Source organism: Stutzerimonas nosocomialis (genome assembly GCF_005876855.1).
In the GTDB taxonomy this organism is placed as follows: domain Bacteria; phylum Pseudomonadota; class Gammaproteobacteria; order Pseudomonadales; family Pseudomonadaceae; genus Stutzerimonas; species Stutzerimonas nosocomialis.
Genome location: NZ_QLAE01000026.1, coordinates 26,641 through 41,671, shown reverse-complemented (window position 1 = coordinate 41,671; position 15,031 = coordinate 26,641). Strand labels below are relative to the sequence as shown.

Below are 15,031 nucleotides of genomic sequence, written 5' to 3'. Positions count from 1 at the left end.
TCGAAGCGGCCGCCGGTTCCGGGCCCGGCGGCGTCTGGGATCAGAATTCGTAGCGGGCGCCGACCAGGACGGTACGCGAGGGCCCGTAGAAGTTGAAGGTGCCCGTCGAGCCGACCCGCGAGTAGTACTCCCGATCGAGGACGTTGTTCACGTCGAGGGTCGCCGTCAGCTTGGGGGTGAGCGGGTAGGACAGCTTGGCGTCCACCACGGCATAGCCCGGGGCCTCGATGCCGGTCGCGGTCTGGAAGTGGCTGACGGCGGTGACGCCGGCGCCAAGGCCCAGCCCGGCCAGGGGCCCACCCTGCAACGCGTAGTTGCTCCACAGCGAGACCTGGTTCTGCGGCATCAGCTCGAACACGGCGTTGGCGTCGCCCTTGATGATGTCGGTGTCCAGGTAGGTGTAGCCGCCGATGAGGTCCCAGCCCGGCAAGGGGGTGCCGCTGACCTCGATCTCGCCGCCGCGGATGCGCGCCTCGCCGATCGCCAGGTAGTAGGTTCCGGACAGGTTGTTCTGGTCGCGCGCCGCGCGGTTCTGGTCGGTCAGCTCGAACACCGACAGCCGCGTGTTGAGCGCGCCGCCGAAGTAGCTGCCCTTGATGCCCGCCTCGTACTGCTCGCCCTCGCGCGGATCGATGATGCGACCGTCGATGTCGGCATTGGTCTGCGGCTTGAACACCTTGGAGTAGCTGACGTACAGCGAATGCCAGGGGTCCAGGTCGAACACCGCGCCGGCGTAGGGGGTGACTTCGGCGTTCTGCTGCATGTCGCTGGTGACGCGCGCGCCGCTGGCGAGGGTGGTGGTGCTGGTATCGCCGTCGAACCAGCTGACCCGCACGCCGCCGATCAGCGCCAGGCGCTCGACCGGGCGGAAAGTGAGCTTGGAGTACAGGCCGAACTCCTTCTCCTCGCTCTTCACCCGCTGGCTGTAGGCGACCGCCGGCTTGATCACGCTGGACGGATCATGGGTATGGATGTTGGTGCTGCCGAGCGGGGACGAGGCGGCCCCGTTGCGGTAGTCCAGGTCGTAGCGCTTGTAGTCGGTGCCGACCACGAACTCGCTGACCTGACCGAAGGCCTCGAACGGCTGGCTGTAGCTGGCATCCAGCGACAGGGCATCCTGCTCGGCATCGCGGGCGGTGCTGGTCAGGGCGACGTTGCCCAGGGCATTCACGCCGGGGCCGCCGGTGTAGGCGTAGTAGTACTCGGTGTCACGCCGGGAGCTGCGTACCGCGATGCGCCCGTAGCCACCGTTGTCGAAGCGGTGGGTCAGCTCGCCGATCAGGTCGGTGGTGCGGCCGTCGAAGGCGTTCCAGTCGGCGCCGAGGAAGGTGTCGCTGTCCCAGTCCAGCAGGTTGCCGGCGGTGTCGGTGGGGTAGCCGTTGTGCGGGGTGATGTCCTTCTTCTGGTGCAGCAGCGAGAGCCCCAGCGTGGTGCGGTCGGTGAGGTCGAACTCGAGGGTGCCGTAGACGTTCTGCGCGGTGTTCTCGTTGTAGTCCACCTCGCCGTTGGTGTCGGCCTGGGCGATCACGGTGCGTCCGCGCACGTTGCCGGATTCGGTCAGCGGGCCGGACAGGTCGGTCTCCAGGTAGCTGGTGTCGAAGCTGCCGTAGCGGCCGGTGACGCTGCCCTGGAATTCCTCGGTCGGGCGCTTGAGCACCATGTTGACGATGCCGCCCATCTCGCTGGTGCTGTTGAACAGCCCCGAGGGCCCGCGCATGATCTCGACCCGGTCGAAGGGCGCCAGCATCGGCACGGTGCCGAGGATGCTGGCCATCGGCGCCGGCAGGCCGTTGATGTTGAATTCGTCGTACTCGTAGCCGCGCGCATAGATCGACGAGCGCCCGCTGTCGTTGGTCAGGGTGCGCAGCCCGGCGGTGTACTTGGCCAGGTCGTCGAGGTTCACGAAGTTGCGATCCTTGATGTAGCGGTCGGTGTACACGGTGATCGACTGCGGGATGTCGCGCAGCGCGGCGGGCGTCTTGGTGCCGACGGTGGCGGCGTCCACGGTGTAGCCACCGGTCTGCTCTGAGGGCGGCATGTCGTACAGGCGGTTGCCCTCGACGGTGATGGCCTCCAGTTCGAGCGGTGCATCCTGGGCAGCGACGCCCTGTGCCAGCGCGCTCAGCGGGAAGGGCGCCAGCAGGCCGAGCAGCATGAGGCGGCCGAGGCTCAGGGGGCGGGTGCGGTGCGTTCTGTCCATGCGGGAGCTCCTGTGCAGCAGGCGGATCGGGCCGGTGCCAGCGCCTATCAAATGATAATGATTTGCAACAATTACGGTCGGCGCGTAGTCTGCCATCGCGGCTGCGGCGAAACCTTTGTCCGAGCGAACAATTGCTTTGCGCAGCCGCTTCTCGAGTGCGAGACGGGGGAAAGGACATGTGCGAGTCGGATCAGGTCATTCACCGCGACGACCTGCCCGAGCTGAGCCCGCCCGGGCTGCGGCTGCTCACCCAGGGCAATTGCTGTGACGACCGTCTGTTCGAGGGCCGGCTGCAATGGCTGCGGCTGCGCGATGGCTTGTCGCTGCACTGCTCGGATTGCCACGAACTGCAGGATTTCGTCACCGAGAACGAGGTCGGCCCGCGGATGAGCTTCGCGCTCTTCCTCGAGGGGCGCAGCAGCGTCCGCTACGGCGAGCGCTCGTTCAGCCTGGGCGCGGAAGGGCCGCAGAAGGCGCCCCAGGGGATGGCGGTGGCGATGGCCGAGCCGGTGCTGTTCCGCCGCCAGGCACGTCGCGGCAGCCACATTCGCAAGCTGGTGGTGAGCCTGACGCCGGACTGGTTCGACGCCGGCGGACTGGATGCCCTGCAGGACCGCGGCGTGCTCCAGGCCTTCTCCCGCAGCCACCTGCAGCCCCGGCAATGGACGCCCTCGGCGCGCCTGCTGACCCTGGCCGAACAGCTGCTCCATCCGCCGGGCTACGACCCATTGCTGCAGCGCCTGTACCTGGAAAGCCGTGCCCTGGACATCGCCGGCGAGGCGCTGGCTGCGCTGGCCGGCAGCGAGCCGAGCCCGCAGGGCCTGCGCCCGCACGAGCATAGGCGCCTACAGCGGCTGCTGGCGTTGCTCGACAGCGGCGAGGCGGACGACTGGGCGCTCGACCGCATCGCCCGTGAGGTCGGCAGCAACGCCAACACCCTGCAGCGGCAGTTCCGCGCACTCAAGGGCATGACGCTGTTCGAATACCAGCGCCGGCGCAAGCTGCTGCAGGCGCGCGAGGTGCTGGAGCGCGAAGGCGCCAGCGTCGCCGAGGCCGCCTGGCGGGCCGGCTACACCAGCGCCGCCAACTTCGCCACCGCCTTCAAGCGCCAGTTCGGCATCAGCCCGCGCCAGGTACGTGCGAGGGTCTGACGCCGTCCCTGGCGATTGAGGCGAATAGTCCGTCGGCCGTCATGATCGTCTTCCCCGGCGGGAGAAACCGTGGCGCTACCGCTTGATCCTACCGCCCGTGCCCGCCGTCCTTGACGCACACGAAGCTCTCGGCCGCATTCACGTCGCCCTTGCCGCGGTACTTCGGCCAGGCCGGGTAGTCGCACAGCGGGCGGGTGCGGCCGGGGACGGCGACGGTGTCGGTGACCACCTGGCGGCGCGGTGGGCGGCCCTGTTCGACCCAGGCCTCCAGCGCGCCGAGCGAATCCCAGGCGGCGTTGAACACGGTGCTCGCCGCGTGCGCGTAGCCCGGGATCTCGTAATAGCGGACGAACTGCCAGGTGCGCCCACGGCCCATGTCGCGCTGCAGCCGCTCGTAGTAGTCGGCGGAGGCACGGGTACTGACCAGCTGGTCGGAGGTGCCGTGCGCCATTAGCAACTTGCCGCCGTTGCGGGCGAAGGCGCTGAGGTCGGTCTGGACCACGTCCTGGCGCAGCGACAACTGGCTGATGCGCGCGGCCCAGGGGCCGGGGTTGGCCGGGTCGAGGGTGAGCGAGTTGAAGGTCGGGTTGCGCGTCACGAAGTGGCGCACCCACTCGTCCCAGAAGCCCGAATGGTAGGGTGCGCCCTCGGCGAAGCCGGTGCCGTGCACCGGCATCGGGTAGGTCGGCTGCAGGGTGTTCAGGCCCAGGCGGTTGACCAGCGCCTGCACGTCGCCGCCCGGCCGGCCCCAGTCGGTGCCCCAGGTGTTGAAACCCGGGTAGCCGCGTTCGCCGCTGGCCAGCCGGAAGTTGAAGCGTATCGGGGTGTCGAGCACCCGGAACGACGCGATCTGCGCATCGGACAGGCAGTCACTGCCGCTGTTGGCCCCACCCGGGCAGCGCAGCGGGCGGCCGTTCAGGGTGGCCCTGGCCGGGTCGAAGCGAGCATTGCAGGCGGCCTGGTGGCTGATGATGCGGTCCTGCACGCCGTCCAGCCCGTCGCAGGCCTGCATCGCCGCTTCCAGCAGGGCGGCACGCTGCGTGAGGCTCGGATAGGCATCCGGCCGGGCCAGCGCACGGCTGATGCGGCCGATCTGCAGGTCCAGCGCCGCGGCGTTGTAGGCCGGGTAGAGAGCGATCGCGCCCTGGAAGTCGGTCGGCCACTTCTGCACCACGGCGAAGGCTTCGCGCCCGCCGGTCGAACCGCCGGCGAAATAGCTGCGCTCGGGCGCCTGGCCGTAGCGCCGCTGGATCAGGTAGATAGCGGTATCGCGGGTCTTCTTCAACGCATCGTGGGCATAGTTGGCCAGCGCCTCCTCGTTCCAGGCGAAGTCGCCGGGGCTCAGCGGGTTGGCGGTGTGGCCCGAATCGCTGCCGAACACCGCATAACCACGGCCGAGCGGCAGGGGACGATCCACCGGGCCGGCGGGAATGTTGCCGGCCACATTGGGGATGGTGCCGTTGTAGCCGCCCCCGCCGAGCATCAGCGCGCGGCGGTTCCATTGCTCGGGCAGCGCCAGGCGCATGCGGATGGGCGGCGCGGTGGGATCGACCGGCAGGATGTCGGCCGACAGCTCGCAGTAGGCGCCATAGGTCTGCGGCGCGGTTCCGCCGGCCGGCATCGGGACCGCGGCGGTGACGCGGGCGCCGCGGGTGGGCAGGCCGATGGCCTCGGCGGGTATCGACAGGCCGACGAAGCTCGCGCAGGAGGCGGCGAGGGCGGGCTCGGCGGCCAGGACGAGCGGGACGAGCAACCACGGGCGCACGAACGCGGCGCCGCGTGAGCGGGAGTCACGGCAGTTCATGATGGCTTTACCTTCTTGTTGTTGTGATCGGGTGGCGAGAGGCCACAGCCAGGCGCTCGGACCGATGACTACCCGGAGCCCAGAATTGAGAGCGGCAGGCCTGCCTTCTGTTCGGCCGGCGTGGCGGCAGCTGATGAGCGGTCGTGCACCTGTCGCGTGCACAGGGGTCAGCAGTGGCGCTGGCGCTCCCTTCAGGGGCGAGCGTGGGCTGCTGCCGCGGCGGGCGAATCGAGCGGGTGTCCCGTTGGCAACGTTATCCGAACCGTTCGAGCGACATCACATTCGGGGTGCTTCAGTCCGAGCGGGGCTGGCCGATATCAGCACCGTACGGTCCGCCTATTCGCGCGTTCGGCGTGCCGCACGGGCACGGCGGCAGGGGGATCGGTGACACTGGGCGAGCCGCCGGCGCCAGCGCGCCGTGGCGCTTGCACGACCTTATCGAGGAGACCACTGTGGAAGAAGTAATCGAACAGCTGCGGGAGCTGAACGAGCCGGTTCCGGTTCCGCTGGAGCTGCCTGACGACGATGTGCTGGTGGAAATCGAGGAGCAGCTGCTGATCAACCTGCCCTTCGAGCTGCGCGAGTTCCTGCTCAAGGTCAGCGACGTGGTGTACGGCCGCCTGGAGCCTGTCACCGCGACCGACCCCCAATCCCACACCTATCTGCCGGAAGTCGCCGCCAACGCCTGGGACGACGGCGTGCCTCGCGATCTGGTGCCGATCTGCCAGGACGGACGCGACTACTACGTGGTCGACATCGAAGGGCAGGTGACGCTGTGGGACGGTGACGAGCTGACGCTGACCGACGAAACCTGGGATTCGGTCTGGCATTGGGCGCGCGACGTCTGGCTGGAAAGCTGAGAACGGCTCAACCGTCGGCTGCCCGCCTGAGATCGCCCAGGCAGAGCCGGCGCAGCAGTCGTCCCGGTTCACGCTCGACATCGACGCAGCCGGCCCGTGGGTCGATGTGGTAGGTCAGGTCGTAGAGCTGCACCGGCTGGCTCAGCGGCGAGGCGCGAAAGGTGGCCAGGCAGTCTCCCTGCCAGCGCGCCGAGGGATAGAGCACGCCCGGAAGCCCCTCGTGGGCCAGGCGCTTGCCAATGGACTGCGGCAGCGCGTAGTCGTCGCCGACCAGCGCGGGGCACAGCGTCAGCTTTTCGCGCAGATCCATGAACAGGCCGGCCGCCTGGACCTGCCAGACCTTGCGATAGTGTGTCACCACCCGGTCGATGCCTTCGACCTGGCGCAGCATCTGGATCTGGTGGTAGCAGGTCTCGGCCAGCGCGGTGTCCTCGTCCAGCGCGCCATACCAGACCCGGTTGGTGCCGTCGCCGAAACGGCTGGCGACGCTGCGGTCGGCTTCGAAGGGATAGCCGATCGCCTCGCTGTAGGCCAGGCCACGCTCGATCACGCCGGGCCCCACCGTACGTACCCGCATCTCCGCCGCGTTGGCCACGTCCTGGGCGCGCTCGTCGCTGACCAGGTCGTCGAACAGGTTTGCCGAGACGCGCAGCGAGACGATGTTGCGATAGACCGATCCGGTGAAGTCGCAGGTGGTGTCGAGCAGGTTCATCAACGACCCCGCTGGAAGTCGACCAGCCGGGCCACCCGGGCGATGCCGAGCAGGCCGTCGCGGACCATCACCTCCAGGGGCGTGGCGCCCTCCAGGGCGCCGTTGCGCCGGTGTACCCAGCTGAAGCGCAGCGTTTCGTCTTCGGGAAACAGCAGGCGCAGCCCCTTGTGAATGCCCAGCAGGTAGCCGGCGCGGTCGAGCACGTCGCGGCTGCCGGGCAAGGGCTGCTCGCCGGCGCGATAGCGGGGCAGTTGCTTGCGGCTCTTCGGACTCATGCCGAGCAGTTGCATCTGCACCTCGGTGTCGAGCTGCCAGCGATCGAAGAGGGCGCCGATCACCCGCGCCAGGTCGCGGCGGCCTTCTTCGCTGGCCAGTTCGTCGTCATGCCGAGGCAGGGCGGTGGATAACATGGAGGCACCTCTCTTTGTTGCCATATCTACATTTTTAGTTGATATGGCAACTAAAGGCAAACATCCCCGCCCGGTGGTTATTCGTCGGGGCACAAACCCGTTAAGCTGCACGCCTTTCACCGGTGGGACGAGAGATGCTGACGCTGGGCAACCTGACGCTGTTTTTGCTGCTGCTCGGCGGCCTGGCCTGGCTGTGGCACGGCCACGGCATCCGCGAGCGGGCCCTGCAGGCGGTTCGGCGGCATTGCGAGAAGATGGATGTCGAACTGCTCGACGGCAATGTCGCGTTCCGGCGACTGGCCTGGGTGCGCGACCGCAACGGTCGCCGCCGGTTGGCGCGCCGCTACGGTTTCGAATTCACCGTGACGGGCGAGCAGCGCCACCAGGGCAGCATCCTGATGTTCGGCATGCGCGCCGGCCCGATCGAGATGGCGGCGCATCCGTTCGAAGCCCGGGCCGAGTCGGGCGGGCAGGTGATCCAGCTCGATGAATGGCGGCGCAGCCGCGACTGAGTCGGCGCGTCAACCTGCCAGCCGGCAGGCGGCGAGCGCCTGCATCAGGGGCGCCTGCGCCTGGGGCGTATCGAAGATCAGCTCGATCCGCGAGTCGCGGCGCCAGGCGCTGGGGCTGAAGGACAGCGGCTGGCCGGCGAGCGCATTGGCGGCGCACCAATCCTGGTCGGCGTGCACGATCAGTTTCGCCCGGCGCCAGTCGAGCCCAGCCAGCCAGTGCTGCAGGCGCAACCGATCGAACCGCTGGCTCGGATGCCAGCGCCAGCCGATGCTCCAGCCTTCCGGCTGCTCCTGAACCTGGCAGATCGGCACCTCGGGCGCCGTCCACAGCGTGCCCGGGGCGGCGGCGGACACGGCCGGCAGCTCGCCGTCTGTCTCCAGCGTATCCGCCTCGACCCGGGTCGGCAGCTGCGACAACAGGAGCGCGCCCTGTTCGCTCCAGTGAAACGGTCGAACCGGCAGGCGTTCGAGCACGCGTGCGCGCTCGTGTTCGTTCAGCGTCGCGCTCTTGTTCAAGACCAGTAATCCCGCCGTTTCGGCCGCCTGGCTCTGTTCGGCCGGCAGGGGCGCGCCCAGCGCCAGCGCGGCGGCGTCGAGGACCACCAGTGCCGGCTGGACCTGCAGCACGCCACGCCAGGGCGGCTCGCGCAACTGACGCAGCAGTTCGAGGGGATGCCCGAGCCCGGATGGCTCGATCAGCAGGCGATCCGGCCGGGCTTTGCGCAGCAGGCGGGTCAGGCCGATCTGGAAGGGCAGGCCGTTGACGCAGCACAGGCAGCCGCCGGCCACCTCCGCGAGGCTCACCCCGGCGGCATCCTGATGCAGCAGGGCGGCGTCGAGGCCGATCAGCCCGAACTCGTTGATCAGCACCGCCCAGCGTTCATCGTCCGGCTTCTGAGCCAGCAGGGCGCGGATCAGGCTGGTCTTGCCGGCACCGAGGGGGCCGGCGATCAGGTGGGTGGGGATATTCTTCAGCATGGCGCTATGGTGCGCACTTCTCGGGCGCACAGGAAGCCCTTTGCCGCAGGGCTCATGCTAGAGTCGCCGCGTTTCGACGGAGAGAAGTGTCATGCGTCTATTGCTGTTACCCCTGCTGCTGGCGAGCAGCCAGGTCTGGGCCGAGGCCTGCATCATTCACAGCCAGGGCGAGCGGGTGGACGTGAAGCTCTGCCAGGAAAATCGCAGCATTCCGGCCGAGCTGTTCCGTACCGGTTTCTGCCAGCCGCAGATACCGGGCCAGGAGGTGGAGGTCGAGTTCGTCGAGCAGTGTCCGACCGGTGCCTTTGGCATCTGCGAGAACGCCCAGGTGTCCAACATCGCCTATCGGCAGGACATCCACTACTACGGCGTGGATACCGACGCGCGCTTCCTCAAGCCGGCCTGTGAGCAGAACAGCCAGGGCACCTGGCTGGCGCCACAGGACTGAGCGCTGCCTCGGGCTTCAAGCCTGGTATCCATGGGGGTTTCACGTGGAACGGACGCCGCAGGACGCCGCCAGGGGCTCAGGGCTGCTCGGCTGGGGAAGCGTCGCAGCTCCAGAGTTCCAGCGCCGGACGATCCGCTCGTGGCGGACCGAGCCATTCACTCAGTGCATGGCAGCGCTGGTCGAAACACAGTTGGTAGTCACCGGCTTCGGGCGTACGCCCGACTCGCAGCGGTTGCAACGGCGGTAGCGAGCGTTGGTAGTGCCAGCTGCCATTGCGCAGTTCGGCGCCGTCCGGGATCTCCATGCCGGCACCTGAACCCTTGACCCGCGCTTCGCCGAGCAGCAGCCCCTGCGGCGTCACGCGGTAATCCTCTTCCCAGCGAATCTTCTCGATGGTGTGATTCCAGGCCAGGGTGAATTCCGGCACGGGCAGCGTCATCCAGACGCTGCCCGCCAGACCCAGGCACAGGCCTATCACGCAGCGACCGCCTTGCTGGCGCGGCTACGCCAGTAGTGCGCAGCGAGTACCAGGGCACCGAGGGCGAAGCCGATCTCGTCGGTGATCGGCAGCGCGATGATCAGCGTCGCACCGCCGGCCGCCGCCACCAGGCGTTCCCACCAGGCCAGCCGGACACGCAGGTAGCCGATTGAGGCGATCGCCCAGAGGAAGATGGCCAGGCCCGCCTTGGCGATCACGTAGATCGTCGCGCCCCAGCTGTCGCCCTGGAGCATCAGCGCTGGCGAGTAGACGGCGATGAACGGCACTACGAAGCCGGCCAGCGCGATGCGTACCGCCCAGAAGCTGATCTTCAGGCCACGCTCCTTGGCGATAGGCGCCGCGGCGAAGCAGGCCAGCGCCACCGGGGGCGTCAGGTCGGCGAGGATGCCGAAATAGAACACGAACATGTGCGAGACGATCAGCGGCACGCCCAGTTCCAGCAGGGCAGGCGCGGCGATCGAGCTGGTGATGATGTAGTTGGGAATGGTCGGGATGCCCATGCCCAGCACCAGACAGGTCACCATCGTCAGTATCAGCGAGAGGAACAGGTTGTCCTGGCCGATCGCGAGGATGTAGCCGGCGAAGGTGGAGGCCACGCCGGTCAGCGAGACCACGCCGATGATCACCCCGACCAGGGTGCAGGCGATGCCCACCGGGACCGCATGACGGGCGCCTTCGACCAGTGCATGCAGGCACAGCACCAGTGTCTCGCGGCCGCCCTTGATGAACCAGCAGACGGCGACCAGCGCCGCGATGACCCCGAAGATGACCCCGATGCCGAGCTGGAAGAAGCCGGCGCAGAGTATCCCCAGCGCGACCCAGAAGGCGATGCGCAAGCCCAGCGCGGAGACCCGCAGAATCACCGCCGACCCGAGGATCACGATGGCGGTCAGGGCCAGGCCGACCATGCCGGAGAACAACGGCGTGCGGCCGGAGAACAGCAGGTAGATCAGCACGCCCAGCGGAATCAGCAGGAACCAGCGTTCCTTGACCGCCTTCCAGGCGCTGGGGCATTCCTCTTTCGGCAGGCCCTTGAGGTCGGCCCGCTTGGCTTCCAGGTGCACCATCAGGAAGATCGAACCGAAGTAGAGCAGGGCGGGCACCAGGGCGGCCTTGGCGACTTCGATGAAGGGCACGTTGATGGTCTCGGCCATGATGAACGCGACGGCGCCCATCACCGGAGGCATCAGCTGGCTACCCATACTGGCGGTGGACTCGACGCCCCCGGCAAAGGCCGGGCGGTAGCCGAAGCGTTTCATCAGCGGGATGGTGAACTGCCCGGTGGTGACCACGTTGGCCACGCCCGATCCGGTGATGGTGCCCATCAGCGCCGAGGACACCACCGACACCTTGGCCGGGCCGCCGATCTTGTGACCGAACAGGCCCATGGCGAAGTCGGTGAACAGCTTGATCATCCCGGCTTGCTCGAGGAAGGCACCGAACAGGATGAACAGGAAGATGTAGGTCGCCGAGACGTAGGTCGGCGTACCGTAGAAGCCCTCGGTCCCGAAGGCCAGCTGATTGATGATCTGGTCCAGACCGTAGCCACGGTGCGCCAGATCGCCCGGCAGGTATTCGCCGAGCAGCCCGTAGGCCAGGAACAGGCCGCAGATGATCGGCAGGGCGATGCCCATGACCCGGCGCGCCGCTTCGAAGATCAGCACGGTGAGGATCACGCCGATGGCGAAGTCGGCGGTGGTCAGGTCACCGGAGCGCTGGATGAGGTCGGCCTCGAAATACCATTGGTACAGCGCCGTCGCCGCGCCGGCCAGACCCAGTACCCAGGCCAGCGGTTGCCAGGGGCGATCCTTGCCGACTGCGGGGAAACTCAGATAGACCAGCAGCAGCAGGAAGCCCACGTGCCCGGCGCGCAGCACCTGGGACGAGAACGGATGGAAGGCTGCGGTAATGATCTGAAAGGTGGAGAACAGCAGCGCCACATAAAACAGCGCTTTCGGCCAATCTGCGGGCGTGGCCGCCAGACCCTGGTTTTGCTCGCTCATGGAAGCAATGCCTCAGTACAACGTGCAGGTGCGAAGGTGCGCCGGGCCGGTCTGGGCCCGGCGCCCGAAGGAAGAGGTGCCGGATGCGATCCGGCACCGGGGGCGTTACTTGATGACGCCAACTTCCTTGTAGAACCGCTCGGCGCCCGGGTGCAGCGGGATCGGCAGGTTCTCGGCGGCTTGGTCCAGCTTGATGTCCTTGGCGGCGGAATGCGCGGTGCCCAGGCGTTCGAGGTTGTCGAACATCAGCTTGGTCATCTGGTAGACCACTTCGTCGGACACGCCTTCGTGGGTCACCAGGATGTTGTTGATGGCCACGGTGGGAACGTCGGCAGACTGGCCGTCATAGGTGTCGGCCGGGATGTTGGCGGACAGGTAGGCGGCGTTGTCGATCTTGGCGACCACGTCTTCGGGAATCGAGACGAAGGTGATCGGCATGGTCGAGGCCAGGTCGCGAATCGCCGCCATGCCCAGGCCGGAGGACTGCAGGGTGGCATCGAGCTGACGGTTCTTGATCAGTTCGACCGACTCGGCGTAGGGCAGGAATTCAACGGTGCCCATGTCCTTGTAGGTCAGGCCGGCGGCCTTGAAGATCGCACGGGCGTTGAGCTCGGTACCGGACTTTGGCGCGCCGACGGAGATGCGCTTGCCCTTGAGGTCTTCCAGGGTCTTGATGCCCGAATCGCGGCTGGCGACGATCTGGATGTAGTTCGGGTAGGTCCCGGCGACAGCACGCAGCTTCTTCAGCGGCACCTTGAAGCCGGCGTCTTCGACACCGTTCCAGGCGTCGGCGACCGAATCACCCAGTGCGAAAGCCAGCTCCCCACGTCCGGCTTGCAGCAGCGTCAGGTTTTCCACCGAGGCCTTGGTGGCCTGGACCGAGGTCTTGGCACCGTCGATCTTGTTGTACTGCTGCGACAGGGCGACGCCGATCGGGTAGTACACACCGCTGGTACCGCCGGTGAGGATGTTGATGAAGGTGGGTGCGGCGACGGCCGCAGTGCTGGCGCTGAAGGCCGCAGCGGCGGCGAGCAGGGTAAAGCGCTTGCTCAGTTTCATGGAAGATCTCCGTTTCATTGTTATTAGTAACGCTGATTTTCACGACAAAACGATACGGCTTCGCCCTGGGGCGAATGAGCAAGAACACGTGGGCGTTATCGAGGAGCGCTTCATGGAAGGCTGGGGCGATGGCGGCATGCATTCTTGTCATTGGTCGTCGCATCGAACACCGAACACATAGCATGCGCCGTGCCAGTCCGGCAATCGGCGGCGCTCCGGGGCGAAGCGCCGCCACGATCCCGCATCGACGGCATAGTTCCGCTCATCGTCTTCAAGGATCGGCGGAAATCCGCCTATTCGAGCCCCTTGATACCGGCACCAACAGCTTCTGTTACGTATTCCGAACCCTGAATAGTTAGCAACCTATGCTTGAGCGGCGGCGATTTGGTAGAGTTTCCCGTTGATGAGAATCATTCCAATGGCGAGGGCGCCATTGTCCCTACGACGAGGATCGGTATGTCCATCACCTCTACCCAGCGTCGCTCCGGCGTGCTGCGGACGTTTTCAATCGCCGCGGTACTTCTTGCAAGCCTGTGCACAGGGCTGTCCCACGCGCAGACGCGGACCCTGGACACCGCCAAAGGTCCGGTGAAGATCGAGTCGACCCCCCAGCGCGTCGTGACCCTGGACGAAGGCGCACTCGATCTGGTCCTGGCGCTCGGCATCCAGCCGGTCGGCACCGTCGCGACGCGCGGCGCCGAAGGCGTGAGCGAATACCTCAAGGACAAGGCGGGCGCCGTCACCATCGTCGGCTCGACCCGGGAGCCGAACCTCGAAGCCATCCTGCGAACCAAGCCGGACCTGATCCTCGCTTCGGAATTCATCAGCGACCAGACCTACGCGCTGCTCAGCCGCGTCGCACCGACGGTGATCCCCCGCACCAGCTCGATGAGCGACTGGCGCGAGCGTGCGCGTGAGTACGCCAGCGCGATGGACAAGGCCGAACAGGCCGACCAGCTGATCGCCCGCTTCGACGAGCGCGCCGCCTCCCTCGCGCAGCGACTGCCCGAGGCGCTCAGCGTGTCCCTGCTGCGCTGGAACCCCCAGGGACCGATCCTGATGTCGAACAAGGTGTTCGCCGGGCAGATCCTGCGCCAGCTCGGCCTGGAAACCCCCGAACTGGCCGGCCAGCTGGGCAACAAGCCGCACAGCGATACGCTGAGCCTGGAAAACCTCAGCCGCGCCGATGCCGACTGGCTGCTGGTCGCGACCCTCAACCCGCAAGGGGAGGAAACCCTGCAGCAGGCTTCCCGGCAACCCGCGTTCACCCGCCTCGAGGCGGTCAAGAACGGGCAGATGGCGACAGTCGACGGCCAGCTCTGGTCCAGCGGTTCGGGCGTGATCGCCGCCGAGCGGCTGCTCGACGACGTGGAGCGGATCCTGTTGACCCAATGAGTTCCACGCACCGGTCGCTCGGCAGGATGCTTCTGCTGGCCGTTGCGGCGTTACTGCTCCTGATTCTGGCGAGCCTGCTGTTCGGCGCAGGTCAGGTCAGCCCCTGGCGCAGCCTGATGGCGCTGGGTGGCGTCGCCGATCCCGATGCGCGCTTCGTGATCACCGAACTGCGCCTGCCGCGTACCCTGCTGGGTATCCTGGTGGGTGTCGCCCTGGGGGCGGCCGGCACCGTGCTGCAGTCCGCCACCCGCAATCCCCTGGCCGAGCCCGGGCTGCTGGGCGTCAGCGCCGGCGCCTCGTTCGCGGTGGTGCTGGCCGTCAGCCTGGGCACCAGCTCCAGCAGCGCCAACCTCGCGGTGGCCATCAGCGGCGCGCTGATCGGTTGCGCGCTGGTGCTGCTGGTCACCCGCGTGCGCGGCGTGGGCGACGACCCGGTCCGGCTGGTCCTGGCCGGTGCCGCCTTCAGCAGCATCCTCTTCGCCGCCAGCACCCTGATCATGCTGCACGACCAACGCACCGCCGACGACATCCGCTTCTGGATCATCGGCGCGCTGGCAGGGCGCTCCAACGAGGTGCTGGTCTGGACGCTGCCGGGCCTGCTGCTGGGGTTGCTGGTGCTGGTGCCGATCATCCGCCCGCTGGCCGCCCTGGCGCTGGGCGAGACCATGGCCAGCGGCCTGGGCCATCACCCCCGGGTGACCCGTATCGTGGCCCTGTTCAGCGTGGCGATACTCGTCGGCACCGCGGTCTCGGCCGCCGGTCCGATCAGTTTCGTCGGTCTGGTGGTGCCGTTCATCGCGCGGCGCCTGGCCGGCCCCGACGTGCGTCGTGCGCTCCTGCTGGCGCTGCTCATCGGCCCGTCGATCCTGATCATGGCCGATATCTTTTCCCGCCTGCTGGTCAAGCCGTACGAACTGCCGATCGGCGTGGTAACGGCGTTCATCGGTGCGCCGGTGCTGATCGCGGTCGTGCGTAACCACCGAATCCCGAGGCTGTGAGG

Annotated in this window: 14 protein-coding genes; 6 read left to right on the top strand and 8 right to left on the bottom strand. The window is 67.4% G+C overall.

All coding sequences use genetic code 11. From position 1 onward, the window contains the following. Positions 1-40: 40 nt before the first annotated feature. Positions 41-2,200: a TonB-dependent siderophore receptor gene (locus DN824_RS15845; RefSeq protein WP_138409377.1), complete on the bottom strand. Its 2,160-nt coding sequence runs from the start codon at positions 2,198-2,200 to the stop codon at positions 41-43. Positions 2,201-2,376: 176 nt separating this feature from the next. Between DN824_RS15845 and DN824_RS15840 the strand changes: the two genes are divergently transcribed. Next, entirely contained in the window at positions 2,377-3,351 is a 975-nt protein-coding gene (locus DN824_RS15840; protein ID WP_138409376.1) for a helix-turn-helix transcriptional regulator, read from the top strand. An 88-nt stretch (positions 3,352-3,439) separates the two neighbouring features. On the opposite strand, the gene DN824_RS15835 is transcribed toward DN824_RS15840, so the two are convergent. Further along, positions 3,440-5,155, bottom strand: a complete 1,716-nt coding sequence (locus DN824_RS15835) for a tannase/feruloyl esterase family alpha/beta hydrolase (protein WP_138409375.1) — start codon at positions 5,153-5,155, stop codon at positions 3,440-3,442. A 452-nt stretch (positions 5,156-5,607) separates the two neighbouring features. On the opposite strand from DN824_RS15835, the gene DN824_RS15830 reads away from it, so the two are divergent. Beyond that, positions 5,608-6,015 (top strand): SMI1/KNR4 family protein, encoded by a 408-nt coding sequence (locus DN824_RS15830; protein WP_138409374.1) that lies wholly within the window; start codon positions 5,608-5,610, stop codon positions 6,013-6,015. A gap of 7 nt (positions 6,016-6,022) precedes the next feature. Here DN824_RS15830 and DN824_RS15825 read toward each other — a convergent pair whose 3' ends face one another. Both DN824_RS15825 and DN824_RS15820 read right to left on the bottom strand, forming a co-directional pair. Then, positions 6,023-6,727, bottom strand: coding sequence for an RES family NAD+ phosphorylase (locus tag DN824_RS15825; RefSeq protein WP_138409373.1), 705 nt, complete (start codon positions 6,725-6,727; stop codon positions 6,023-6,025). Further along, on the bottom strand, positions 6,727-7,137 hold the full coding sequence (locus DN824_RS15820; protein WP_138409372.1) for an antitoxin Xre/MbcA/ParS toxin-binding domain-containing protein: 411 nt from the start codon (positions 7,135-7,137) through the stop codon (positions 6,727-6,729). The genes DN824_RS15825 and DN824_RS15820 overlap by 1 nt, the downstream gene beginning before the upstream one ends. Before the next feature lie 134 nt (positions 7,138-7,271). Here DN824_RS15820 and DN824_RS15815 point away from each other — a divergent pair, with 134 nt between their 5' ends. Then, the gene (locus tag DN824_RS15815) at positions 7,272-7,649 is read left to right on the top strand and encodes a DUF3301 domain-containing protein (RefSeq protein WP_138409371.1); all 378 of its coding nucleotides are present in this window, start codon (positions 7,272-7,274) and stop codon (positions 7,647-7,649) included. A gap of 9 nt (positions 7,650-7,658) precedes the next feature. Here the strand turns inward: DN824_RS15815 and DN824_RS15810 are convergent, their stop codons facing one another. Beyond that, a complete protein-coding gene (locus tag DN824_RS15810) occupies positions 7,659-8,627 on the bottom strand; it encodes a CobW family GTP-binding protein (protein ID WP_138409370.1) in 969 nt (322 codons plus the stop codon). A gap of 91 nt (positions 8,628-8,718) precedes the next feature. Between DN824_RS15810 and DN824_RS15805 the strand changes: the two genes are divergently transcribed. Then, the gene (locus DN824_RS15805; protein WP_138409369.1) at positions 8,719-9,075 is read left to right on the top strand and encodes an NADH:ubiquinone oxidoreductase; all 357 of its coding nucleotides are present in this window, start codon (positions 8,719-8,721) and stop codon (positions 9,073-9,075) included. Between the two features lie 76 nt (positions 9,076-9,151). On the opposite strand, the gene DN824_RS15800 is transcribed toward DN824_RS15805, so the two are convergent. From DN824_RS15800 to DN824_RS15790, 3 genes are all read right to left on the bottom strand, one after another. After that, the gene (locus DN824_RS15800; RefSeq protein WP_138409368.1) at positions 9,152-9,553 is read right to left on the bottom strand and encodes a DUF1850 domain-containing protein; all 402 of its coding nucleotides are present in this window, start codon (positions 9,551-9,553) and stop codon (positions 9,152-9,154) included. Further along, positions 9,550-11,577: a TRAP transporter permease gene (locus tag DN824_RS15795; RefSeq protein WP_138409367.1), complete on the bottom strand. Its 2,028-nt coding sequence runs from the start codon at positions 11,575-11,577 to the stop codon at positions 9,550-9,552. The genes DN824_RS15800 and DN824_RS15795 overlap by 4 nt, the downstream gene beginning before the upstream one ends. Positions 11,578-11,682: 105 nt before the next feature. Next, entirely contained in the window at positions 11,683-12,636 is a 954-nt protein-coding gene (locus DN824_RS15790) for a TAXI family TRAP transporter solute-binding subunit (RefSeq protein ID WP_138409366.1), read from the bottom strand. 456 nt (positions 12,637-13,092) lie between these two features. On the opposite strand from DN824_RS15790, the gene DN824_RS15785 reads away from it, so the two are divergent. Both DN824_RS15785 and DN824_RS15780 read left to right on the top strand, forming a co-directional pair. Continuing rightward, positions 13,093-14,031 (top strand): ABC transporter substrate-binding protein, encoded by a 939-nt coding sequence (locus DN824_RS15785; RefSeq protein ID WP_138409365.1) that lies wholly within the window; start codon positions 13,093-13,095, stop codon positions 14,029-14,031. Continuing rightward, entirely contained in the window at positions 14,028-15,029 is a 1,002-nt protein-coding gene (locus DN824_RS15780; RefSeq protein WP_138409364.1) for a FecCD family ABC transporter permease, read from the top strand. The genes DN824_RS15785 and DN824_RS15780 overlap by 4 nt, the downstream gene beginning before the upstream one ends. Positions 15,030-15,031: the final 2 nt, after the last annotated feature.